This window comes from Micromonospora sp. C31, from assembly GCF_018070575.1.
GTDB lineage: Bacteria > Actinomycetota > Actinomycetes > Mycobacteriales > Micromonosporaceae > Micromonospora.
In genome coordinates, this window is record NZ_JAGPXN010000007.1 from 155,259 (window position 1) to 178,738 (window position 23,480).

Here is a 23,480-nt window from a genome sequence, read left to right on the forward strand (position 1 = left end):
TACTGGCGCGTACGCACGATCGGACCTACGGTGGCGTAAGTTACGTCACCGTAGGGAGATCGTCGTGACAACACTCAGCCAGACCGCCCTGCTCCGTGAGCTGGAACCCGCCGTGGAGAAGAACCTCGACCGGCACCTGGCCGTCGCCAAGGAGTGGTTCCCGCACGAGTACGTGCCGTGGAGCGAGGGGCGTACCTTCGACGGGCCGCTGGGCGGCGAGGCGTGGGCCGAGAGCGACTCGACGATCCCCGACGTGGCCCGTACCGCGCTGATCGTCAACCTGCTGACCGAGGACAACCTGCCCTCGTACCACCACCAGATCGCCACCCTGTTCGGCCGGGACGGCGCCTGGGGCACGTGGGTGCACCGGTGGACGGCCGAGGAGGGGCGGCACGGCACCGCCATCCGCGACTACCTGACCGTCACCCGGGCCGTCGACCCGGTGGCGCTGGAGCGGGCCCGGATGACGCACATGTCCGCCGGCTACCGCAACGCTCACGACGAGGAGATGCTGCACTCCCTCGCGTACGTCTCGTTCCAGGAGCTGGCCACCCGGATCTCGCACCGCAACACCGGGCGGGCGGCCGGCGACCCGGCGTGCGAGGCGCTGCTGGCCCGGGTCGCGGCCGACGAGAACCTGCACATGGTCTTCTACCGCAACCTGCTGGGCGCGGCCTTCGAGGTGGCTCCCGGGCAGACGATGCGGGCCGTCGCCGATGTGCTGGCCCAGTTCCAGATGCCGGGCAACGGCATCGACGGCTTCGCCCGCAAGTCCGTGGCGATCGCCCTCGCCGGCATCTACGACCTGCGCCAGCACCGCGACGACGTGGTTATGCCGGTGCTGCGCCAGTGGGACGTGTTCAACGTGACCGGGCTCGACGCCGACGGCGAGGCCGCCCGCGACCAGATCGCGACGCACCTGGACGACCTGGAGCGCGCCGCGGCCCGCTTCGAGGAGAAGCGCGACGCCCGCGCCGCCCGCCTGGCCGCCCGCTGACCCCCGCCCCGCCCCGCCCAACCGGTCCGGAGGGCTGCCGGCGCGACGCGCGGACGTGCGGGGGCCGGGATGGTCCGCCCGTCCGCGCGTCGCACCGGGCCCGCTACCAGCCGAAACCGGCGGCGTACGAGACGCTGGCCAGGACCCGCTGACCCGAGGCGTTCGGGTGGAAGTAGTCCCAGGTGGAGAGCTGACCGAGGGCGAACGGGTAGTTGAAGACGGCGTTGTCGTCGAAGTCGCAGTTCGGCCCGTACGCGGCGCAGGCCTGGGCGAGCTGGGTGTTGTAGTCGACGACCCGCTGGCGTACCCGGTTGCGCCGGTCCACGTCCGCCTGCGCGGTGGAGGTCGGGTTGGCGAGCATCGACTGGCAGATGCCGAACAGCGACCAGGCGCTGCGGGCGCTGCCGCTGTCCTTGCCGACGGCCCAGAGCCGGTGGACGTCCGGCACGCTGATCAACTGCACCCGGGCGGTGGGCAGCCCGGCCTTGAGGCGACCGAGTGCGGAGTCGATGTTGGCGCGGTAGGTGGCCACCGGCGTCATCGCCGCCTCCGTGCCGGTGCAGGCGTCGTTGGCGCCGATCAGCATGGTGACGTAGTCGACGCCCTGGCTGACGGCGGTGCCGGCCTGGCCGTACATGTCGGCGGACTTCGCGCCGCTGCGCGCGTCGTTGTGGTTGCGCCCGTTGATGGCCGTGTTGGTCGCGCGGATGCGCAGGTACTGACTGTTCACGGTGGAGTTGTCGCCGGTGCTGAAGGACCGGGAGGTGCAGTCGACGTACCAGCCGCAGGCGTTGAAGCCGCGGGTGATCGAGTCGCCGAGACTGGCCATCGAGTTCGGGGGCGGGCCGGGGTCGGCGGCGGCCGGGCTGCCGGCCAGCAGGACGAGGGCGGTGAGGGTGGCGAGGGGAGCGAGCAGCCGTCGGACGGACTTCATGGTGGCCTCCGGATCACGCGTACCGGATGGTGGGACGGTGGGGCGAGCATATCGATGCGCGTAAGTGTCCACAATGTTTCGGGCTGATGGCCGCCGTAGCAGGGGCGAAAAGGACAAAGTCGGGTCTTGCCTACGAACTCAAGTATGTGAATACTTCAGTGAGCTCGGCCGGTACCCCCAGATCGGCAGGGCTGCTCCCGGCCCGTGTCGCCCCGACGCGGGTCCGTCACCCCTCCCTGGAGGTTGTTGCATGCGACCCACGAGGTCCTCGCTCCGTCGTGCCGCCGTCGTCGCCGCGGCCGGCGCCATGGTCGCCGGCTCGCTGATCGGCGCGCCCGCCCAGGCCGCACCCTCGTTCGCCTCGCCTGACGCCGCCGCCGGCCTGGCCGAGCGCCTCGGCGACCGGTCCGCCGGCACGTACGCCGACGCCAACGGCAAGATGGTCGTCACCGTGACCGACGCGCTCGCCGCCCGGCAGGTCAGCGCCGCCGGCGCCACCCCGAAGATCGTCAAGCGCGGCGCCAGCGAGCTGGCCCGGGCCACCTCGGAGCTGGACCGCTCCGCCAAGATCCCCGGCACGGCGTGGTGGACCGACCCGGCCACCAACCAGGTCGTCGTCTCCGTCGACAGCACGGTCACCGGTGCCAAGCTGGAGCGGGTGAAGGCCGCCGCCGCGAAGATGAACGGCGCGATCCGCATCGAGGCCGAGTCGGGCGTGCTCAGCACCCGCATCTCCGGCGGCCAGGCCATCTACGCCGGTGGCGGCGGTCGCTGCTCCCTCGGCTTCAACGTCCGCAGCGGCAGCACCTACTACTTCCTGACCGCGGGGCACTGCACCAACATCTCCTCGAGCTGGTACAGCAACTCCGGCCAGACCAGCCTGCTCGGCAGCCGCGCCGGCAGCAGCTTCCCGGGCAACGACTACGGCATCGTGCGGCACAACAACTCCGGTAACGCCGCCGGCAACGTCTACCTCTACAACGGCAGCTACCGGGACATCACCGCCGCCGGCAACGCCTACGTCAACCAGTCGGTGCAGCGCTCCGGCAGCACCACCGGCCTGCACAGCGGCCGGGTGACCGCGCTCAACGCCACGGTGAACTACGCCGAGGGCTCGGTCTCCGGCCTCATCCGCACCACCGTCTGCGCCGAGCCGGGCGACAGCGGCGGCTCGCTGTTCAGCGGCTCCACCGCCCTGGGCCTCACCTCCGGTGGCAGCGGCAACTGCCGCACCGGCGGCACGACCTACTTCCAGCCGGTCGGCGAGGCGCTGAGCCGCTACGGCGTCAGCATCTTCTGATCGAACGCACCGCAGCGGGCCGCCGGGTGATCCCGGCGGCCCGTCCGCGTGCCGCGAGCGGTTCGCCGGGCGAACAGGTCCACCAACTGCCCTCCTGGGGGGAGCACCTGTGCCAGCGCGGCGGCCGGCTCACCGGCGCCGACCGGGGCCCGGGGTCGACCGTCGGGGGAGATCGCTCAGCGGGTGAGCCCCGCGTCGCTGAGCACGGCGAGGCCCTCGCCGAGGTCGCACTCCACGGTCAGGGTCAGCAGGTCGGCCCCCTCCACAGAGAAGGAGAGCGACTCCGCCGGGCGGGACATGGTGGTCGTACGGCCCGGCCTGGGCTGCCGGGTCAGGGTGTCGTCGGGTTGTCGGACGGTCACCACGGCGCTGATCCGTACGGCGGACTCCGGGTCCTGCCCCGGCGGGTACCAGGCATGGAAGGTGGCCGAGAAGGCGAGGTAGCGCCGCTTCAGCGGGTAGCTGACCGAGCGGCTGCGGTCCTCGCCGTCGTTGGTCGGGCAGGAGAGCACGACCGGGTGCGGCAGATCGGGCCGGCCGGCGAGCGCGCGCGGCAACGGTCGCAGGTAGCCGGCGCCGGTCTCGGGCGTCAGCGTGTCGAGGTACGCCCGACCCGGCTCGACGCTGCCGGTGCTGGCCGGGGTGGTGACCGGCGCGGTCGTGGACACCCGGGACGGGCTCGGCGGCGGGGTGGGCCGGGGGTCCTGGCCCTGCCGGGGCCACTGCCAGGCGAGCACGGCGACGAGCAGGCTGGCCAGACCGATCGTCGCACCGGTCTTCTCGCCGGGCGTCAGACCGCGCCGGCGGCGGGAGGAGTCCGTGCCGGTCGACGGCTCGGTCATGGGGGCTCACCTGCACAAGATCGAGGGGCGGTTCATTATCCCGACTCGGCGGTGACGAGGCGTTCCCGACCGGTGACGGGTTGCTGACAGCGATCTTGCCGGCTTTCTGGGATAAATGCGCCCCGTGCCCGGCGGGCCGCCCGTCACACGTTGCCCGGGCGGCGGTCGGACGGCCACCGACGTGAGGAGCACGAGATGAGCTCGGACCAGCACGGCGCTGCGCTGCCGCCGCCTCCCAAGCCGGGCAGCCCACCACCGGCGAAGCCACGTGGCGGCAGCCGGTGGCCCCTGGTGGCGGTCGGCGCCGCCGCGCTGGCCGTCGTCCTCGGCCTGCTCGCCACGGTGCTGTCGCTGCGGGCGCTCGACCAGGCCAACGATGCCCGGGACATCGCCCGGGCGGCCGGGGCGGGCCGGGTGGGCGAGCCGCCGGGCACCGGCGAGCCGGCGCAGACGTCGACCCCGCCGGCTCCGGCGACGACCGGGGCGGAGCCGCCGCCGGAGCCAGGCACCAGCGGGAGCGCCGAACCGTCGATCGACCCGCAGACCCCGTTCAAGGAGAAGTACGTCGACGAGCGCCTCACCCTGCGGGCCAGCTGCAACACCAACCTGGACATCGACCTGGACAAGCCCGAGGTGCGGGTCAGCGACGGCGAGGAGCTTCGGTTCACCGCCCGGTGCGGCGGCAACTCGTCGTACTTCAACCTCGCCCCCGGGACGAAGGGCGCCCAGGTCGACGCCGCGACGCTCAGCGCCGCGGACTGCGACGACCGGATCGACAAGGGCGGCATCGGCACGGACATCAACGTCCCCGCCCGCAAGAGCGTGGTGCTCTGCATCCGGACCAACCTGACCGACGCCCGGGAGCGCGGCGACACCTGGAAGATGGCCCTGGTGCAGGTCACGGACGTCAACGACGACGGCACGGTGGTGCTGACCGCGAAGGCCTGGGACATCCCGCTGTAGGGGCGAGAGCGGATCCGCGTCGTCGGCCGACCCCGCCTTCCTCACCCCGCAACGGGGCGCGGGGGACGGCTGACAGAATGCCAGGGGTAACGCTTGTACCGCAGATGAGGAGACGCGAGTCGTGATCCGTACCCATGACGCCGGCAGCCTGCGCGCGACGGACGCCGGCACCACGGTGACGCTCGCCGGCTGGGTGGCCCGCCGGCGCGACCACGGCGGCGTGATCTTCGTCGACCTGCGCGACGCCTCCGGCGTGGTCCAGGTGGTGTTCCGCGAGGAGGACGCACACGCGCTGCGCAACGAGTTCTGCGTCCGGGTGACCGGCGAGGTGACCCGCCGCCCCGAGGGCAACGAGAACCCGGAGCTGCCGACCGGCGAGATCGAGGTGACCGCCACCGAGCTGGAGGTGCTCTCGGAGGCCGCGCCGCTGCCCCTGCCGGTGGACGACCAGGTCGAGGCCGGCGACGACATCCGGTTGCGCTACCGCTACCTCGACCTGCGCCGCAGCGGCCCGGCGAAGGCGATGCGGCTGCGCTCCCGGGCCAACCAGCTCGCCCGGACGGTGCTGCACGAGCGGGACTTCCTGGAGATCGAGACCCCCACGCTGACCCGGTCCACGCCGGAGGGCGCCCGCGACTTCCTGGTGCCGGTGCGCCTGCAGCCCGGCAGCTGGTACGCGTTGCCGCAGTCGCCGCAGCTGTTCAAGCAGCTGCTGATGGTCGGCGGCATGGAGCGGTACTACCAGATCGCGCGCTGCTACCGCGACGAGGACTTCCGTGCCGACCGGCAGCCGGAGTTCACGCAGCTCGACATCGAGATGTCCTTCGTCACCGAGGACGACGTCATCGACCTCGGCGAGGCGATCGTCTCGGCACTGTGGAAGGACCTGGCCGGCCACGAGATCTCCCGGCCGATCCCGCGCATCACCTGGCACGACGCGATGGCCCGCTACGGCTCCGACAAGCCCGACCTGCGCTACGGCGTCGAGCTGACCGAGCTGACCGACTACCTGCGCGGCACCGCGTTCCGGGTCTTCGCCGGCGCGATCGACGCGGGCGGCTACGTCGGCGCCGTCGTCATGCCGGGTGGCGCGGCGCAGAGCCGCAAGGAACTCGACGGCTGGCAGGACTGGGCCAAGGCGCGCGGCGCGCGCGGCCTGGCGTACGTGGTGCTCGACGCCGAGACCGGCGAGGCGCGCGGGCCGGTGGCGAAGAACCTCTCCGCCGAGCACCTGGGCGGGCTCGCCGACGCGGTCGGCGCCAAGCCGGGCGACGCGGTCTTCTTCGCCGCCAGCGCCGACACCCGCGAGGCGCAGGAACTGCTCGGCGCGGCCCGCATCGAGATCGCCAGGCGGGCCGGGCTGGTGGACGAGAGCGCCTGGGCGTTCTGCTGGGTGGTCGACGCACCGATGTTCGAGAAGACCGACGAGGGCGGCTGGACGGCCGTGCACCACCCGTTCACCTCGCCGAACGCCGAGTGGGTCGACCGGTTCGAGGAGGCGCCGGACCGGGCCCTGGCCTATGCGTACGACATCGTCTGCAACGGCAACGAGATCGGTGGCGGCTCGATCCGTATCCACCGGGGCGACGTGCAGAAGCGCGTGTTCGACCTGCTCGGCATCACCCCGGAGGAGGCGCAGGACAAGTTCGGCTTCCTGCTGGAGGCGTTCAAGTACGGCGCCCCGCCGCACGGCGGCATCGCCTTCGGCTGGGACCGGGTCTGCATGCTGCTCGCCGGCGCGGACTCGATCCGCGAGGTCATCGCCTTCCCGAAGACCCGGGGCGGCTTCGACCCGCTGACCGGCGCGCCCACGCCGATCACCGGCCAGCAGCGCACCGAGGCCGGCATCGACGCCAAGCCGAAGGCCGTAGCGGCGCCGCACACCGGCACGGCCGGCCCGGCCGCCCCGGTCGCCGACCCCACCTGATCCGTCCCGCCGGCCGGCGGTACCCGCCCCGGCCCCCGGCCCACGCGTCGATCATGAGGTTCGCGTCGACATTCGTCGGATGACGTGGCGCGAACCTCATGATCCACGGCCGGAAGCGGGAGGCAGTGGTCCGCCTTGCTGCCGATCCGCCTGCGCGGCGTCCGCGAACTGCTCGCCCTTCGGAGGATCCGCGTACGACTTATGCACACTTTCTGTGCACACCTATTGTGCACAGAAAGTGTGCAGCACTATTCTGCATCCATGGAGAACGAGCGAGCGACCGCCCCGCGTACCGTCCACCTGGACGCCCGACAGGTGCGCACCCTCGCCCATCCGCTGCGGATGCGGCTGCTCGGCACGCTGCGCGCGGACGGTCCCGCGACCGCGACCACGCTGGCCGGGAAGCTGGACACCAACACCGGGGCGACGAGCTACCACCTGCGCCAGCTCGCCGAGGTGGGGCTGGTGACCGAGGACCTCGACCGGGGCACCGGCCGGCAGCGGTGGTGGCAGGCGGCGCACGACATCAGCAACTTCGAGCCGACCGACTTCGACGACGACCCGGACGCCCGGGCGGCGGTGCAGTGGATCCAGGCTGACCAGGCGCGGCTGATGGCCGAGCAGGCCGAGCGCTGGATGGCCGCCGCGCACGGCTACTCCCGGCAGTGGCGCGACGCCGCCGGAATGAGCGACATCCTGCTGACGCTCGGCCCGGCACGCCTGCGGGCCCTCAACGACGAGGTGTGGGAGCTGCTCGAACGCTACCGTGACGAACAGGTTCCCGACGAGCCGGAGGCGGAGCCGGTGCTCGTCTTCCTGGCCGCGTTCCCCCGGATCGAGGGCAGCCGGTGAGCACGCTGTCCGTACGCCAGGTCCGGCGTCGTTTCCTCGTGCTGCACGGGCTGCGTTGGCTGCCCACCGGCCTGATGGTCCCGGTGATGATCCTGCTGATGCAGGAGCGTGGCCTGACGCTGTCGCAGATCGGCCTGGTCACCGTCGCCCAGGGCCTGGTCGTGCTGGCCCTGGAACTGCCCACCGGCGGCCTCGCCGACGCCCTCGGGCGCCGCCCGGTCCTGGTGGTGGCCTGGCTGGTCAACCTCGGCTCGCTCACGCTCTTCGCCGTGGCCGACTCGTTCGCCCTCTTCTTCCTGGTCTGGGCGTTGCAGGGCGTCTTCCGGGCCCTCGACAGCGGCCCGATGGAAGCCTGGTACGTCGACGCCACCCTCGCCGCCGACCCGGACGCCCGTTACGAGCCGGGTCTCGGCCACGCCGGCACGGTCGTCGGTGTCGCCATGGGCGCGGGCGCCCTGCTCGGCGGCGCCCTGGTCGCGCTGGGGCCGATCGGGCCGGTCAGCGCGCTGACCGTTCCGGTGCTGTTCGCGATCACGCTCCAGGCGGCGGCCCTGGTCGCCCTGCTGGTGCTGCTGCGGGAGGTCCGCCCGGCCCGGGGCGCCGGCGCACTGCGCGCGTCGGTCGTCGAGGCGCCCCGGATGGTCGGGCAGGCGCTCGGGCTGCTACGCCGCTCCCGGGTGCTGCTCGCCCTGGTCTGCGTGGAGCTGTTCTGGGGCTTCGGGATGGTCACCTTCGAGTCGCTGCTGCCGGTCCGGCTGGCCGAGGTGGTCGGCGACCCGGACCGGGCGGCGGCGCTGCTGGGGCCGGCCAGCTCGGCGGCCTGGCTCGCCGGTGCGGCCGGCGCGGCGCTCACCCCGCTGCTGCTGCGCTGGCTGGGCGCCGCGCCGAGCGCCGCCCTGCTGCGGATCGTGCAGGGCGCGACGATCGTCGGGATGGGCCTGCTGGCCGGCCCGGTCGGGGTGCTGGTCGCCTACCTCGCCTGCTACACGGTGCACGGGGCGTCCAACCCGCTGCACATGGGGCTGCTGCACCGGCAGGTCGACGGCCCCTACCGGACCAGCGTGCTCTCGCTGAACTCGATGATGGGCCAGCCCGGCTTCGCGGCCGGCGCCATCGTGCTCACCGCCCTCGCGGACGCGGTCAGCGTCTCCGTCGCGATGCTGGTCGGCGCCGTGGTGCTGGCCCTCGCCGCGCCGCTCTACCTGCCGGCCTGGCGGGCCCGCCACCGCGCCCCTGCGGCCGGGCCGGTCTCGGGTGCCCGTGCCGGATCGGACTGCGTCCCCGACGCGGCACCCGTCTCCGGCACGCGGCGCGGGGCCTGACCGCGGCGGGCGTTCAGGCCAGCTGCACCGAGCTGCGGGCCAGGGCGCCGGTGAAGCCGAGCCGCCGGTAGAGCCGGATCGCGGCGACGTTGACGCTGTAGACGCCGAGCGCGACGGTGTCGTGGCGGGAGAGCAGGGCCCGGGTCATCGCGGCGGTCAGCGCCGCGCCCAGACCCCGGCCCCGCCGGTCGGGGGCGACGGTCAGGCCGGCGAGGAAGCCGACGTCGCCCCGGCCGCCGTCGGAGCTGGTCGCAGTCCGGCCGATCCACCGTGGAGATTGACGGACGGACCGATTGGGTACATCCCGCGCCGACCCACTGGTAACCCCCACCGGAGGAACGCCATGCTCGCCATTCTCGCGGCGATCGTTTTCGGCTTCGCCCTGCTCATCGACCTGCTGGACACCAACTTCGGTGCCCCGGACCTGTTCAACTGGAACACTCTCGTGCTCATCGGCCTGCTGCTGCTCTCCCTCTACCTCGCCGGGGTCGGCCGGGGCCCGCGCGGCGGGGGCGGCGGAGGTGGCGGCCGGTGGTACCGGGGCCGGCGTCCCGGCCGCGGCTGACCGTAACCGATCATCGCGGGCCCGGCCCTGCGGCGCGCTTCCGACGCCGTGGGCCGGGCCCGGTACTGTTCCCGTGATGGAGTCCGACGCCCTCTTCTCCCTCGGTGAGCCCGCCGGAGCGCCCCCCGCGCCCGCGGGTTCCGTCGGCGTGGACGGGTTCACGGCGGTGGGGGAGGATTCGCCGCTGCCCGTCCGGATGCGCCCGCGCAGCATCGACGAGCTGGTGGGGCAGGACCACCTGCTCGCGCCCGGTGCCCCGCTGCGCCAGCTCGTCTCGGCCACCGCGCCGATGTCGGTCATCCTCTGGGGCCCGCCGGGCAGCGGCAAGACGACCATCGCACACCTGGTGGCCCGGGCCACGGACCGCCGGTTCGTCGCCATGTCGGCCCTCACCGCCGGCGTCAAGGACGTGCGTGCGGTGATCGAGACCGCCCGCCGCCAGCGCCGCTCGGGCGGCCCGCAGACGGTGCTCTTCATCGACGAGGTGCACCGGTTCAGCAAGACCCAGCAGGACTCGCTGCTCGCCGCCGTCGAGGACCGCACGGTCACGCTGCTCGCGGCGACCACCGAGAACCCGTACTTCTCGGTCATCTCACCCCTGCTGTCGCGGTGCGTGCTGCTCACCCTCCAGCCGCTGGACGAGGCGGCCGTGCGCGACCTGCTGCGCCGCGCGGTCGCCGACGAGCGCGGGCTCGGCGGCGCGCTCACCCTGGAGACCGAGGCCGAGGACCATCTCGTACGCCTCGCGGCCGGCGACGTGCGCAAGGCGCTGACGGCGCTGGAGGCGGCGGCGGCCTCCGCCACGGCTCTCGGCACCGGACGGATCGACCTCGCCACCGCCGAGCAGGCGGTCGACGTGGCGGCCGTGCGCTACGACCGGGCCGGCGACGCCCACTACGACGTCACCAGCGCCTTCATCAAGAGCATGCGCGGCTCCGACGTGGACGCCGCGCTGCACTGGCTGGCCCGGATGCTGGTCGCCGGCGAGGACGCCCGGTTCATCGCCCGCCGCCTGGTCATCTTCGCCAGCGAGGACGTCGGCATGGCCGACCCGAGCGCGCTGAGCGTGGCCACCGCCACCGCCCACGCCGTGGAGTACGTCGGGCTGCCCGAGGCGCAGCTCAACCTCGCCCAGGCGGTGATCCACCTCGCCACCGCGCCGAAGTCGAACTCGGCGACGACCGCGATCGGCGCGGCCATCGCCGACGTGCGCGCGGGTCGGGGCGGTCCGGTACCGCGCGGGCTGCGCGACGGGCACTACGCGGGCGCCAAGGGGCTGGGGCACGGGACCGGTTACCGCTACCCCCACGACGACCAGCGTGGCGTGGTCACCCAGCAGTACGCCCCCGACGACCTCGCCGGCACCGACTACTACCGGCCCAGCCAGCACGGCGCGGAGCGCGCGGTCGCCACGCGGCTGCCGCTGCTGCGCCGTATCGTCCGGGGGCTGCCGGCCGCGCCCCCGGAGGCGCCGGCGGCCCTCGGGGGTGGATCGGCCGGCAACGGCCGCCGACAGACGGAAACGGGCGGCGCCGACGCGGCGCGAGAGGGCGGCAGCGACGCCGCCGGGGAGGGTCACCAGTGAGATCGCGTGGTTCGGAGCGACCGGAGGACGGCCCCGACGAGCGGCGCGACTCCCGCGCCAAGGGGCGCCGATGGGGGCGGGGCAAGGCCGAGGCCGAGCCGGAGGAGCCGGTCAGCGGCGAGGAGTTCGGCTGGATCGACGACCTGCGTTCGGCCAAGCAGCAGCGGACCGAGCTGGGTCCGGACGGGGCGGAGCCCGCCTCGCCGGCCGGCCCCCGCCCGGGTGACCCGACGGCTGCGGGCCCCGCCGGGCCGCCGCCCCACCGTGGCCCCGGTCCGGCCGCCACGCCCCCGGTGCGCCGCGGCGAGGCCGAGCCCCCGCGGTCCCGCCCGGTCGACGGACCGTGGCCGGGCGCGCCGGAACCGCCCCGACCGGTCGGCTCCGCAGCCCCCGGCTCCGTCCCCCCGCACCAGCCCGGCCGCCGGCCCCCGGCCGCCGGCCTGCCGCAACCGGGCCCGGACGGCCCGCAGCGGCAGCCCCGCCCCGCCCCGGGCACCCCGACGGGACCGCAGGCCGGTCCGTCGGGCCCGCCGGCCGGCGCCGCGCCCGGCCCGCACGCGCCCGGCCCGGCGGTCCCTCCGGCCGGCCCGCAGGGGATTCCGCCGAATCCGCGCGCCGGTCTCCCGGCGCACCCGCAGTCCGCCCCCCGGACCCGGCCGCAGCCCGGCCCGCCCTCCCACCCCCCCACCGGTGTGCCGAGCGGACCCCGCCCGGGTGTGGCGGTGCCCCCGTACCCCGAGGCACCGGACGCGCCGCACCCTGCCGGGGCGACGCCGGGTCGGCGTCCCGACGGGCGGGCGGCGGTGCCGGGTGGTACGCCGCCGTCCGCCGCGCTGCCCGGCGGTGCCGTGGGCGCGGCCCGGGTCAGCGTCCCGCCTCCCGGCGCTGCGCAGCCGCCGACCGCCGAGCTGCGCGGCGCACCGGCCGAGGGACGTGACCCCCGCTCCGGCCGGATGCGACGAGGTCCGGCCGACGCCGACGTGCCCGTGCCGGCCGACGGCACCCGGTCCGTGCCGACGACCGCCCCGCCGTCGCCCGGCGCCGTGCCGGGCGGCCAGGGGACGACCGACCGGGACCGGCGCCCCGAAGCGCCGACCGGCCGGCGCCGCGCCGCCGAGGAGGACGCCCCGCCGGTACCGCTGTCCGGCAACGCCCCGCCGGTACCGCTGTCCGGCAACGTGCCGCCGGTCCCACGCTCCGGCAACACCCCACCCGCGTCCGCCGCGCCGCCCGGCGTCGGGGCCCCCCCGCCGCCCGCCGCCCGCGGCCGGCGCGCCGCGCCCGACGACGGCGAGGTCGCGGGTCGGGGCCGGCGCGCGGCCGGCGACGACGAGAGCGCCGGCCGGGCCGACCGCGCCGCTGTGGCGGGTCCACCGCCCGCCCACCGTGCGGACGACGCGGTGGCCCCGGGCCGCCCGGCCGTTGCGGACGGGGCGGAGGACCCTGCCCACCCGCGGCTCCCGGTCGACGGGGAAGCGGGGCGCCGGCGCCAGCCCGGTGAATCCCGCGCCGGCCGGCCGGAGCGCCCGGCCGACTGGTTGCGGCAGGCCGGCCGTGCCCACCACACCGATCCGGCCCTGCCGACGATCAAGCGGTCCGTGCCGCCGCCCCTGCCGGGCGGCCCGGCACCGGAGCAGCGCGGCGGCGATACCGGCGCGGTCCCCACCGGCCGGGCGCGGCCCGCAGCGCAGCCGCGAACCGACGATGCCCCCGAGGCCGGCTCGCCGGCAGGGCGGGGCCGACCCGTCGCCGAGCCGCCCCGGCCCGCCGACCAGCCCCATCCCGGCGCACCGGCCCGGGGCGCCGCCCGCCCCGCGCCGGCCGGCCCACCGTCGCCGCCCGGCGGCCCGAGCCCGGCCGGCCGGGCTCGCCCGGACGTGCCCCCGGCCGGGCCCGTGCGGGGTGCCGCGCGTCCCGATGCGGCCCCGGCGGGTCCCGTGCGGGGTGCCGCGCGCCCGGATGCCGGTCCGGCGGGTCCCGTGCGGGGTGCCGCGCGCCCGGACGCCGGTCCGGCCGGGTCCGCGCGTCCCGTCGCGTCGCCCGGCACCGCCGCCGTGCCGGTGCCGTCCGAGACGGGCCCGAACACCCGGCCCGGTCCGCGCCTCCCCGGGCCCGGCCGGAACGAGGGGCACCTCCCCGAGCCCTCGCCGGGCTCCACCCGGCCCGCAGCGGGCGCCCCCGGCCCGGGGCCGACCGGCCAGATGTCGGCCGACCCGAACCGCCCCGCCGGCGCCGCGCCGGAGCCGGTCCGCCCCGCTGGGGTCTCCGGCGCCGTCCGGCCGCCGGCCGCCGGGCGGGACGGGCCCGAGCCGAGGTCCGGCGCGGGCCCTCGACCGGGCGGTCCGTCCGGAGTGGCCCGGGCGGCCGCCCCGGCGCCCCGCCCCGGGCCCGAGGACCGCGCCGCCGGGCGGGCCCTCCCGCCCCACCGCGAGCCCGGGCGGCCGGAGCCGTCGGGTGTCCCGCCGGTGCCGCCGCGGCCAGGCGCGGCCGAACCGGTGGTGGCGCGGGCCGCCGCGGCGGTCGTACCGCCTGCCGCGCCGGCCGACGCACCGGTGCCGCGCCCACCCGTCGAGCCGGAGTCGCCGGACGACGACGCGGCCGGCTCCGGCGGACTGCGCGGCGCACGGTCCGAGCTGCGCCGCCAGATGCGTGAGCGGCGACGGCTGCGGGCGGGCATCCTCGCCCTGGTCAGCGTGTTGCTGCTCGGCGCGATCCCGCTCTACTTCGGCATCCGTACGCTCAGCCGCGATCCGGTCTTCGGCACCCTCGACGAGCTGGACGTGCCGGGCTGGGCGGCGGTGCAACCCGTCGACGACGTCAGCGGCAGCCGGTGGTGCCTGCTCGACTGCCGACTCCGCGAACGCACGGCCACGTCCGAGCGGTCGCCCGGGGAGACGACCCAGGTCTACGAGCGGGCGCTGACCGACGACGGCTGGCGGCCGTGGAAGGTGAGCCGCTGCCCCGAGCAGCCGGCCAAGGGGAGCTACACGTGCTGGCGCCGGGACGAGTTGACCCTCGACCTGTGGGTGCGCGAGCCCGCCTGCGTGCCGCCGCCGGTGGACGGGGAACCGGCCGTCGTGCCGTCGCCCGACCCGGCCACCGCTGCGCAGGAGTGCTCCGGCTCGTTGGTGTCGGTGAAGGTCCGCAACGCGATCGACGACGAGCGGACCCGGCCCCAGCCCAGCACGGACCCGTCACTCACGGGGGAGGACCCCTTCCCGACGCTCACCGAGGATCCGCTCGCGACACCGACACCGTCACCGTCCTGAGCCGGTTTCCATCACGGACGGTAGGGTCTGGGGCTGGCGGACCGCCAGCCCCCGCCCGACCCTCCACGGGTCGCCGAGCGGCGGTGTGGGTAGGACGGTCGCGCGTTGCGGGGACGTCGGGTTCCCGGAACTCTGCTTGAGGAGGACAGGCGTGGGCTTTTTCGAGGTCGCGGCGCTGATCGCGGCGATCGCGTTCGCGATGCTGGTGTTGATCCTTACGCTGCCCATCCTGCGGCTGCGGCACACCGTGGACGCCACCACCCGGATGATCAACGACCTCAACGACCGGACCGCGCCGCTGCTCGGTGACGTGAACACCACGGTCCGGAACGTCAACACCGCCCTGGAGCAGGTGCAGACCTCGCTGGACGGGGTCAATCTCCAGCTCGCCAAGGTCGACACCATGACCAGCCACGCGCAGAACGTCACCGCCAACGTGGCGAACCTGGCGACCGTCGTCTCCGCCGCCGCCGCCAACCCGTTGGTCAAGGTGGCCGCCTTCGGCTACGGCGTCCGTAAGGCGGCGTCCGCGCGGCGGCACGCCGAGACCGAGCGTGAGGTGCGCGACACCATCAAGCAGCAGCGGCGGGCCGCCAAGCGCGGCAACCGCTGATCCGGCACGACCAGGAAGGGCTCGGAGATGAGGCGGTTGTTCTGGCTCGGCATCGGGTTGGCCGTCGGTGTGGTGGTGGTCCGCAAGGCCACCCGCACCGCACAGGCGTACACCCCGGCCGGCATCGCCAGCACGGTGACCGAATCCGCTGGCGGGCTGGCGGAGTCGCTGCGTAGCTTCGTGGAGGACGTCCGGGTCGCGATGGCCGAGCGCGAGCAGGAGATCCACGAGGCGTTCGCCCAGGGCGAGGCGTTCGACGACCAGTTCGCCGAGCTGCGGGAGGACCCGCGCATCGGCGACCGAGAGATCTTTCCGGAGGAACACCAGCGATGAAGACGGCGGAGATCAAGCGGCGGTACCTCGCCCACTTCGAGGCGAACGGCCACACCGTGGTGCCGTCCGCTCCGCTGCCCGCCATCAGCGACCCGAACCTGCTGTTCGTCAACGCCGGCATGGTGCAGTTCGTCCCCTACTTCCTGGGGCAGCAGACCCCGCCCTACCGGCGGGCGGTCAGCGTGCAGAAGTGCATCCGCACGCCCGACATCGACGAGGTCGGCAAGACCAGCCGGCACGGCACGTTCTTCCAGATGAACGGCAACTTCTCCTTCGGTGACTACTTCAAGGACGGGGCGATCCCGCTCGCCTGGGACCTGGTCACCAAGTCCCAGGAGCAGGGCGGGTACGGCCTCGACCCGGAGCGGGTCTGGCCCACCGTCTACCTCGACGACGACGAGGCGTTCGAGATCTGGCGTTCGGTCGGGGTGCCGGCCGAACGGATCGTCCGCCGGGGCAAGGCGGACAACTTCTGGTCGATGGGCATCCCCGGCCCGTGCGGCCCGTGCTCCGAGCTGTTCTACGACCGTGGTCCGGAGTACGGCAGCGAGGGCGGCCCGGCGGTCGACGAGGACCGCTACATGGAGTTCTGGAACCTCGTCTTCATGCAGTTCGAGCGCGGTCCGGGCACCGGCAAGCAGGACTACCCGATCCTCGGCGACCTGCCGGCGAAGAACATCGACACCGGCATGGGCCTGGAGCGGATGGCGTCCATCCTCCAGGGCGTCGACAACCTCTACGAGATCGACGAGGTCCGGCCGATCCTCGCCAGGGCCGCCGAGCTGACCGGCAAGCGCTACGGCGCCCGGTCCGGCCAGGTCGCCAGCGAGTCGCACCCGGACGACGTGCGGCTGCGGGTGATCGCCGACCACGTGCGTACCGCGCTGATGCTGATCGGCGACGGGGTGACCCCGAGCAACGAGGGGCGCGGCTACGTGCTGCGCCGCATCATGCGCCGGGCGATCCGGGCGGTGCGGCTGCTGGGCTGGCAGGAGCGGGCGCTGCCCGAGCTGCTGCCGGTGGCCCGCGACTGCATGTCCCCGTCGTACCCGGAACTGGCCGCCGACTTCGACCGGATCGCCGACTACGCGTACGCGGAGGAGGACGCCTTCCTGTCCACCCTGCGTGCCGGCACCACGATCCTGGACACGGCGATCACCGAGACCCGCACCGCCGGCAAGCAGGCGCTGTCGGGTGAGAAGGCGTTCCAGCTGCACGACACGTACGGCTTCCCGATCGACCTGACCCTGGAGATCGCGGCCGAGCATGGCCTGGCGGTCGACGCCGAGGGCTTCCGCCGGCTGATGGCCGACCAGCGGGCCCGCGCCAAGGCCGACGCGCAGGCGCGCAAGACCGGGCACACCGACCTGTCGGCGTACCGGTCGGTGCTCGACTCGGGCGGCCCGGTGCGGTTCACCGGCTACGGCGAGGTGTCCCGGGAGTCGACGGTGCGGGCGGTGCTCGGCGTCGACGGCCCCCGCCGGGCGGCGGTCGAGGGCGACACGATCGAGCTGGTGCTCGACGCCACCCCGTTCTACGCCGAGGGCGGCGGGCAGCAGCCCGACCTCGGCATGATCACCGTCGGCGGCGGCCAGGTCGAGGTGCTCGACGTGCAGCAGCCGGTGCCCGGCCTGATCGTGCACCGCGCCCGGGTGGTGCGGGGCGAGGTACGGGCGGGGGAGACCGGCTACGCCGAGATCGACACCACCCGCCGGCGGGCCATCTCCCGGTCGCACACCGCGACGCACCTGGTGCACCAGACGATGCGCAACTTCCTCGGCGAGTCCGCCACCCAGGCCGGTTCGCTGAACGCCCCGGGGCGGCTGCGCTTCGACTTCAACACCCCGACCGGGGTGGCGCCCAGCGTGCTGCGCGACGTCGAGCAGCAGGTCAACGAGGTGCTCCTGGCCGACCTGGAGGTGCACGCCTTCATCACCTCCCTGGAGGAGGCGCGACGGATCGGCGCGATGGCGCTGTTCGGCGAGAAGTACGGCGAACAGGTGCGGGTCGTCGAGGTCGGCGACTACGCCCGCGAGCTGTGCGGCGGCACCCACGTCGCCCGCTCCGGCCAGCTCGGCCTGGTGAAGATCCTCAACGAGTCGTCGATCGGCTCCGGGGTGCGCCGGGTAGAGGCCCTGGTCGGCATGGACGCCTTCAACTTCCTGGCCCGGGAGCACCTGCTGGTGTCCCGCCTCGCCGAGCTGTACCGGGTGCCCAACGACCAGGTCGCCGACCGGGTCGAGCAGACCGTGACGCAGCTGCGCGACGCCGAGAAGGAGCTGGAGAAGCTGCGGGCCCAGCTCGTGCTCGGTGGCGCGGCGGCGCTCGCCGCGCAGGCCAAGGAGGTGGGCGGGGTCGCGTACGTGGGCACCGAGGCACCGGAGGGCGCTGCCGGCAACGACGTGCGGACCCTCGCCCAGGAGATCCGGGGCAGGATCGATCCGGCCCGGCCGACGGTCGTCGCGGTGGCGGCCCGGGCGAACGGCAAGGCGTCGCTGGTCGTCGCGGTGAACCCGGCGGCGCGCAGCCGGGGTCTGACCGCGTCCGACCTGGTCAAGGCGGCCTTCTCCGGTCGCGGCGGCGGCAGTCCCGACCTCGCTCAGGGCGGCGGCCTGCCGGCCGCCGAGGCGCCGAACCTGCTCCGCACGGTCGAGAAGGCGATCGCCGACGCGTGATGCGTGCTCTTAGCCGCCAGGGCGGACCCCCGTGGTCCGCCCTGGTTCGCCGTTTCAGGGGGAGTCACCGATCGTGAGCGAGTTGTCCCGGGGTGTCCGGCTCGGGGTGGACGTCGGGCAGGTCCGGGTGGGGGTGTCCCGCTCGGACCCGCACGGCGTGCTGGCGACCCCGCTGGTGACCCTCGCCCGCGACCTCGCCGCGGCTGCGGACGCGGTGCCGGCCGACGTCGCCGCGCTCCGGGCGCTGGTGGCCGAGCACGAGGCGGTGGAGGTCGTCGTCGGCCTACCGGTCAATCTCGCCGGCAAGCACGGTCCGGCCGCCGTACACGTGAAGGCGTACGCTGACCGACTGGCTGATGTAATAGCGCCCGTTCCGGTGGCGCTCACCGACGAGAGGATGTCCACGGTCGTGGCGTCTCGTAGGCTTGCCGAGCGTGGTGTCCGAGGGAAACGGCAACGTGCGGTGGTCGACCAGGCTGCCGCGGTGGAGATTCTGCAGAGCTGGCTGGACGCGCAGCGGAGGCGGACGCGATGATGGACGATCTTGACCTCGGGTTCGACGAGCAGGACCGGGGTGAGAAGGGCAAGCACCGGCGCGGCGCGGTGCGCAAGCGCAAGGGCGGCTCCGGCGGTGGCGGTGGCGGCCGGGGCAAGACGGCCCTTGCCCTGCTGCTCGCCTTCGTTCTGCTGGGCACGATCGGCGGCGGCGCCTTCTACGGCTTCGACCGCGTCCAGAGCTACTTCACGACCCCCGACTACGACGGCGCGGGCACCGGCGAGGTGACCGTCGAGATCAAGCAGGGCGCGCTGCTCGCCGACATGGCCAACGCGCTGGTCGCCGCCGACGTGGTGAAGAGCGCCAAGGCGTTCATCGAGGCGGCCGAGGACAACGCCCGCAGCAAGAACATCCAGCCTGGCACCTACAAGCTGCGCAAGCAGATGAGCGGCGAGAATGCCGTCACGGCGATGCTCGACCTGAAGAACCGGGTCGTCAACGGGGTCACCATCCCGGAGGGCCGGACGGCGAAGAACGTCTACAAGCTGCTCTCCGCGGAGACCAAGATCCCGGTGACGGACTTCGAGGCGGCGGCCAAGGACCCGATCGCGCGGGGCGTGCCGGACTGGTGGTTCAAGCGCACCGACGGCAAGAAGGTCAAACCGTCGATCGAGGGCTTCCTCTACCCGGACACCTACGAGATCCCGCCGAAGGCGACCGCCGAGAGCATCATCGAGCTGATGGTCGAGAACTTCCTCAGCGTGACCCAGGAGATGCAGTTCGCCGACCGGGTGCAGAAGGAGCGCGGCGGCATCAGCCCGTACGAGGCGCTGATCGTCGCGTCGCTGGCGCAGGCCGAGGCGGGGAACAAGGACGACCTGGGCAAGGTCGCCCGGGTGGCGTACAACCGGGTGTTCGGCGACTTCCCGTGCAACTGCCTGGAGATGGACGTCACGGTCAACTACTACCTGGAGCTGACCGGGCAGAAGACCAAGACCTCCGGGCAGATGACGGCCGCCGACCTGGACAACCCGAAGAACCCGTACAACCGAAAGCTGAAGGGCCTGGTGCCCACCCCGATCAACAACCCGGGCAAGCAGGCCATGGAGGGCGCGATGGACCCGCCGCCCGGCAAGTGGCTCTTCTTCGTGGCGATCGACAAGGAAGGGCACTCCGAGTTCGCCGAGACCTACGAGGAACACCTGAAGAACGAGGCCAAGGCCAAGGAGGCCGGGATCATCTGATGACGGCCGCACGCCGGGCGGGGGTGCTCGGCACGCCGATCGCGCACTCCCTCTCGCCGGTGATCCACAACGCCGGCTACGCGGCGGCCGGGCTGACCGGGTGGTCGTACACCCGGATCGAGTGCGCGGCGGCGGAGCTGCCGGACGTGGTCGCCGGCCTGGGCGCGGAGTGGGCCGGGCTGTCGGTGACCATGCCCGGCAAGGAAGCGGCGCTCGCGGTGGCCGCCGAGGTCTCGCCGGTCGCCGCCGCCGTCGGCGCCGCCAACACGCTGGTACGCCGACCGGACGGCTCCTGGTACGCCGACAACACTGACGTGGTCGGCATGGTCGAGGTGCTCACCGACGCCGGGGTGCGCCCGGGCGCGACGGTGACCGTGCTGGGCGCGGGCGGCACCGCCCGCGCGGCGGTGGCGGCGGCGGGGCGGCTCGGTGCCGGCGCGGTGACCGTGGTGGCCCGCCGCCCGGCGGCGGTCGACGAGCTGCGCCCGGTGGCCCGCGCGGTCGGCGTGCCGATGACGGGTGCGCCCTGGGCCGACGCCGCCGACCGGTGCCGCGCCGACCTGGTGGTCTCCACCGTGCCGAAGGGCGGGGCGGATCCGCTCGCCGACGCGGTGGCCTGGCGGCCGGCGACGGTGCTCTTCGACGCGCTCTACGACCCGTGGCCGACGCCGCTGGCCGCGTCGGCGGAGGCGGCCGGCTGTCGGATCGTCTCCGGGCTCGACCTGCTCCTGGCCCAGGCGGTGGGCCAGTTCGAGCACTTCACGGGCGTCACGGCGCCCCGCGCGGCGATGGCCGCCGCGCTCGCCGCCGCCCGCGCGAGCTGACGGTCGGTCGAACGAACCACAGCCACCGATGACTCCGCGACGGGGAGAGGCCGTGCGGTTCAGCGTCGTGGTGCCGCGTCACCAGGGGCTGTTGGCATGACAGGCCGGGGACCCACACGCTCACCGTAGGTCAGATCAAGCTAGATCATGCGGCGCCGTACCCGCCACACCACCACACCGATCAGGACCGCCGCGACGGCGACGAACAGGGCCGCCTCGATGAGCTGGAACGTCCAGAACCGGTCGGCCGGGTGGTAGACCCCGAACTGCTGGATGTCCCGCGCGTGCAGGAACTGGTTGAGGTTGGTGCCGGCCCGGTTGGCGGCGTCCTCCAGCTCGTGGTACTCGGTCGAGCTCAGCCTGCGCCCGGTGGCGTCTGCGTAGCCGTGTTCGATCGTCCAGTCAGCGAAGCTGGGCACGGGCCCCGCCTGGTCCGTCGAGCCGCCGACGGCGACCGGCTCCGTGGTGGTGAGCGGGGTGGCGTACGCGGGACGGGCCAACAGCGCCACCGGCATCCGGGCGGCGAGGAACGCCCCGAACGCGACGCCGAACGCGGGCAGGCTGCGCCGCAGGATCGCCCCGGCGGCGGTGGCGACGCCGAACGCGAACAGCGCGTACGCCACCGGAACAAGTCCCTGCACGTCGAAGGCGTCGTACTGGAACCGCCCTTCCCACGCGTCGAATGGCTGACGGAACCAGGTGAGCACCGCGGTGAACGTCCCGGTGAGCGCGACGGTGACGCCGGCCAGCGCGGCGAGCTTGGCGGCCAGCCAGCGCATCCGCGGCACGGCCTGGGTCCAGGCGAGCTGCCAGGTGCCGTCCTCCAGTTCGCGCGCGAGCAGCGGCGCACCGAGGAACGCACCGATGACGACGGGGACCAGATAGAAGGCCGCCAGGAGGTTCTCGACGTACCCGTACTGCTCGTCGAGCCGGCGGAAGGAGGCCGCGCAGGCCTCGTTGACACCGGCCTCGCCCGCACACCTGGCGGGACCGCCGGGGAACAGGTCGTGGGCCTGCGTCCCGAGCACGAGCAGGGCGATGCCGAAAATGCCGACAAGCAGACCCAGGACGCAGACCTCGGTCCGGTGCTGGCGCCAGATCAACCACGTCACGCCGCCACCCCCGACGTGACCGCGGTGCTCGGCTCGGAGGGCCGGCGCAGGTACGCCAGCACCAGGTCCTCCAGCGCGACCGGCCGGGCCTGCCACCCGGGCGCGGCCGGGAGCGCGCCGTCGCGTACCAGCAGGGTCGTGTGCCGGTCGCTGTGGACGGCCGCCACGACGGCGCCGGCCCGGTCGGGGTCGGTGGCCGTGCGCGGGCCGACGAGCAGCCGGTGCTCGGCGAGGAGGGTGTCGATGTCACCGGTGAGCGTGACCCGGCCGCGGTTGAGCACGACCAGGTGGTCGCAGACGCGCTCCAGCTCGTGCACGACGTGGGAGGAGAACAGGACGGTCACCCCGCCCTCGGCCACCGCGCCCATGAGGACCTGGAGGAACTCGTGCCGGGCCAGCGGGTCGAGGCTGGCCACCGGCTCGTCGAGGACGAGCAGGTCCGGCCGCTTCGCCAGGGCCAGAGCCAACGCGACCTGGGCCTGCTGCCCGCCGGAGAGCGTACCGGCCCTGCGGTCGAGCGGGATGCCCAGCTTCGCCAGCCGGCGCTCGGCCAGCCCCTGGTCGAACCGCAGGTTGCAGGCCCGACCGAAGCGGAGCATCTCGGCGACGGTGAAGCGCTTGTACAGCGGGTGGTCCTGGGCCAGGAACCCGACCCGGGACAGAGTTTGCGGGGTGCTGGCGGTGACGTCGTGGCCGAGGACCTCCACCGTGCCGGTGCTCGGTGCCAGCAACCCGACGACCATGCGCAGCAGCGTGGTCTTGCCCGCGCCGTTCGGCCCGACCAGGGCGATCACGCCGCCCGCCGGCAGGGCCAGGGTGCAGTCGCGCAGCGCCCAGCCCTTCCGGTACCGCTTGCCCAGCCCGTCGGTGCGCAGCGCGAACTCGGTCGCTGTCACGCCACTTCCTCATTCCTCGTCTGCTGGTGGACGGAGGTGAAGAGCGCGTCCACCGCCTGCTCGTCGAGGCCGGCCGCGTAGGCGCGGCGCAGCCAGGTCGTCAGGCCGCGGCGCAGCGACGTGTACGTCGACGGCGACATCGCGGCCGACTGCTGTTCGTTGACGAACGTGCCCTGGCCGGGCCGGCCGGTGACCAGGTTCTCCTGCTCCATCTGCCGGTACGCCTTGGCGACGGTGTTCGGATTGATCGCCAGGTCCTCGACCACCTCGCGGATGAGCGGGAGGCGGTCACCGGGTTGGAGAAAGCCCAACAGCACCGCCTGGCGGACCTGCTGGACGAGTTGCAGGTACGGCGGCACGCCGGAGTGGGTGTCGAGCCGGAAGACGAACACGGTAGCTCCTTGCTGCTTTCCTAGTACCATAGTAAAGGAGCGGGCTGGCGGTCAAGAGAGCCGACGCGCCCGCACGACCGCGGCGCCGGATCCGGGCGTACGCCTGCCCCGACCGCCGGCGGTCGGGGCGCGGCGGCGACAGTGACAACGGTCCGGCGAGGTACGCGATGAGGCGGCTGACCGCGTGGACCGCGGCTGGGGCACGGACCGGTATGGCCGGCCCCGGTGACGTGACGGGACGAACCTGCGTAGCGGACGATGTCGGTCTGGCCCAGGCCGGTTTCGCTGGCGGTCGGGTGTTGCCGTCAGGGGTCGGAGGTGCGGCTTTGGGCGAGGGTG

At 74.1% G+C, this 23,480-nt stretch carries 21 protein-coding genes; 15 read left to right on the forward strand and 6 right to left on the reverse strand.

Annotated features, from left to right (window positions below; all coding sequences use genetic code 11):
* The first annotated feature begins 64 nt into the window (after nucleotides 1–64).
* The gene (locus KBX06_RS12075) at nucleotides 65–997 is read left to right on the forward strand and encodes an acyl-ACP desaturase (RefSeq protein WP_210834568.1); all 933 of its coding nucleotides are present in this window, start codon (nucleotides 65–67) and stop codon (nucleotides 995–997) included.
* Nucleotides 998–1,100: 103 nt separating this feature from the next.
* Here the strand turns inward: KBX06_RS12075 and KBX06_RS12080 are convergent, their stop codons facing one another.
* Nucleotides 1,101–1,931, reverse strand: coding sequence for a GDSL-type esterase/lipase family protein (locus KBX06_RS12080; protein WP_210834569.1), 831 nt, complete (start codon nucleotides 1,929–1,931; stop codon nucleotides 1,101–1,103).
* Nucleotides 1,932–2,181: 250 nt separating this feature from the next.
* On the opposite strand from KBX06_RS12080, the gene KBX06_RS12085 reads away from it, so the two are divergent.
* Nucleotides 2,182–3,231, forward strand: a complete 1,050-nt coding sequence (locus tag KBX06_RS12085; RefSeq protein ID WP_210834570.1) for a S1 family peptidase — start codon at nucleotides 2,182–2,184, stop codon at nucleotides 3,229–3,231.
* 176 nt (nucleotides 3,232–3,407) lie between these two features.
* Here KBX06_RS12085 and KBX06_RS12090 read toward each other — a convergent pair whose 3' ends face one another.
* Nucleotides 3,408–4,073, reverse strand: coding sequence for a hypothetical protein (locus tag KBX06_RS12090; RefSeq protein WP_210834571.1), 666 nt, complete (start codon nucleotides 4,071–4,073; stop codon nucleotides 3,408–3,410).
* A 195-nt stretch (nucleotides 4,074–4,268) separates the two neighbouring features.
* Between KBX06_RS12090 and KBX06_RS12095 the strand changes: the two genes are divergently transcribed.
* The 4 genes from KBX06_RS12095 (at nucleotide 4,269) to KBX06_RS12110 (ending at nucleotide 9,137) form a co-directional block, all read left to right on the forward strand.
* Entirely contained in the window at nucleotides 4,269–5,036 is a 768-nt protein-coding gene (locus tag KBX06_RS12095; protein ID WP_210834572.1) for a hypothetical protein, read from the forward strand.
* 121 nt (nucleotides 5,037–5,157) lie between these two features.
* Nucleotides 5,158–6,963, forward strand: coding sequence for an aspartate--tRNA ligase (gene aspS, locus KBX06_RS12100; protein ID WP_210834573.1), 1,806 nt, complete (start codon nucleotides 5,158–5,160; stop codon nucleotides 6,961–6,963).
* Between the two features lie 261 nt (nucleotides 6,964–7,224).
* A complete protein-coding gene (locus tag KBX06_RS12105) occupies nucleotides 7,225–7,815 on the forward strand; it encodes a helix-turn-helix domain-containing protein (protein WP_210834574.1) in 591 nt (196 codons plus the stop codon).
* Nucleotides 7,812–9,137, forward strand: a complete 1,326-nt coding sequence (locus KBX06_RS12110; RefSeq protein WP_210834575.1) for an MFS transporter — start codon at nucleotides 7,812–7,814, stop codon at nucleotides 9,135–9,137. Before KBX06_RS12105 ends, KBX06_RS12110 begins: the two co-directional genes overlap by 4 nt.
* A gap of 13 nt (nucleotides 9,138–9,150) precedes the next feature.
* Here KBX06_RS12110 and KBX06_RS27750 read toward each other — a convergent pair whose 3' ends face one another.
* Complete coding sequence (locus KBX06_RS27750; protein WP_210834576.1) at nucleotides 9,151–9,468, reverse strand: GNAT family N-acetyltransferase; 318 nt, start codon at nucleotides 9,466–9,468, stop codon at nucleotides 9,151–9,153.
* A 12-nt stretch (nucleotides 9,469–9,480) separates the two neighbouring features.
* On the opposite strand from KBX06_RS27750, the gene KBX06_RS12120 reads away from it, so the two are divergent.
* The 9 genes from KBX06_RS12120 to KBX06_RS12160 all read left to right on the forward strand — a co-directional run bounded on the left by KBX06_RS12120 (nucleotide 9,481) and on the right by KBX06_RS12160 (nucleotide 20,741).
* Complete coding sequence (locus KBX06_RS12120; RefSeq protein ID WP_210834577.1) at nucleotides 9,481–9,702, forward strand: hypothetical protein; 222 nt, start codon at nucleotides 9,481–9,483, stop codon at nucleotides 9,700–9,702.
* 76 nt (nucleotides 9,703–9,778) lie between these two features.
* A complete protein-coding gene (locus KBX06_RS12125) occupies nucleotides 9,779–11,287 on the forward strand; it encodes a replication-associated recombination protein A (protein WP_210834578.1) in 1,509 nt (502 codons plus the stop codon).
* Nucleotides 11,288–13,932: 2,645 nt separating this feature from the next.
* A complete protein-coding gene (locus tag KBX06_RS12130) occupies nucleotides 13,933–14,556 on the forward strand; it encodes a hypothetical protein (protein WP_210834671.1) in 624 nt (207 codons plus the stop codon).
* Between the two features lie 151 nt (nucleotides 14,557–14,707).
* Nucleotides 14,708–15,169 carry a DUF948 domain-containing protein gene (locus KBX06_RS12135; protein WP_210834579.1) on the forward strand — a complete coding sequence of 154 codons (462 nt, stop codon included), beginning with the start codon at nucleotides 14,708–14,710 and terminating at the stop codon, nucleotides 15,167–15,169.
* 27 nt (nucleotides 15,170–15,196) lie between these two features.
* Nucleotides 15,197–15,502 carry a hypothetical protein gene (locus KBX06_RS12140; protein WP_210834580.1) on the forward strand — a complete coding sequence of 102 codons (306 nt, stop codon included), beginning with the start codon at nucleotides 15,197–15,199 and terminating at the stop codon, nucleotides 15,500–15,502.
* Nucleotides 15,499–18,177, forward strand: a complete 2,679-nt coding sequence (alaS, locus tag KBX06_RS12145; RefSeq protein ID WP_210834581.1) for an alanine--tRNA ligase — start codon at nucleotides 15,499–15,501, stop codon at nucleotides 18,175–18,177. Before KBX06_RS12140 ends, alaS begins: the two co-directional genes overlap by 4 nt.
* 73 nt (nucleotides 18,178–18,250) lie before the next feature.
* A complete protein-coding gene (gene ruvX / locus KBX06_RS12150; RefSeq protein WP_210834582.1) occupies nucleotides 18,251–18,712 on the forward strand; it encodes a Holliday junction resolvase RuvX in 462 nt (153 codons plus the stop codon).
* On the forward strand, nucleotides 18,709–19,917 hold the full coding sequence (mltG, locus tag KBX06_RS12155) for an endolytic transglycosylase MltG (protein WP_210834583.1): 1,209 nt from the start codon (nucleotides 18,709–18,711) through the stop codon (nucleotides 19,915–19,917). The genes ruvX and mltG overlap by 4 nt, the downstream gene beginning before the upstream one ends.
* Nucleotides 19,917–20,741 (forward strand): shikimate dehydrogenase, encoded by an 825-nt coding sequence (locus KBX06_RS12160; protein ID WP_210834584.1) that lies wholly within the window; start codon nucleotides 19,917–19,919, stop codon nucleotides 20,739–20,741. Before mltG ends, KBX06_RS12160 begins: the two co-directional genes overlap by 1 nt.
* A 140-nt stretch (nucleotides 20,742–20,881) precedes the next feature.
* On the opposite strand, the gene KBX06_RS12165 is transcribed toward KBX06_RS12160, so the two are convergent.
* Genes KBX06_RS12165 through KBX06_RS12175 form a run of 3 tightly spaced genes read right to left on the reverse strand, consistent with a single transcriptional unit; the run spans nucleotide 20,882 to nucleotide 23,141 of the window.
* Nucleotides 20,882–21,853 (reverse strand): ABC transporter permease subunit, encoded by a 972-nt coding sequence (locus KBX06_RS12165; RefSeq protein ID WP_210834585.1) that lies wholly within the window; start codon nucleotides 21,851–21,853, stop codon nucleotides 20,882–20,884.
* A complete protein-coding gene (locus tag KBX06_RS12170; protein ID WP_210834586.1) occupies nucleotides 21,850–22,749 on the reverse strand; it encodes an ABC transporter ATP-binding protein in 900 nt (299 codons plus the stop codon). The genes KBX06_RS12165 and KBX06_RS12170 overlap by 4 nt, the downstream gene beginning before the upstream one ends.
* Nucleotides 22,746–23,141, reverse strand: coding sequence for a GntR family transcriptional regulator (locus KBX06_RS12175; protein WP_210834587.1), 396 nt, complete (start codon nucleotides 23,139–23,141; stop codon nucleotides 22,746–22,748). The genes KBX06_RS12170 and KBX06_RS12175 overlap by 4 nt, the downstream gene beginning before the upstream one ends.
* Nucleotides 23,142–23,480 lie beyond the last annotated feature (339 nt).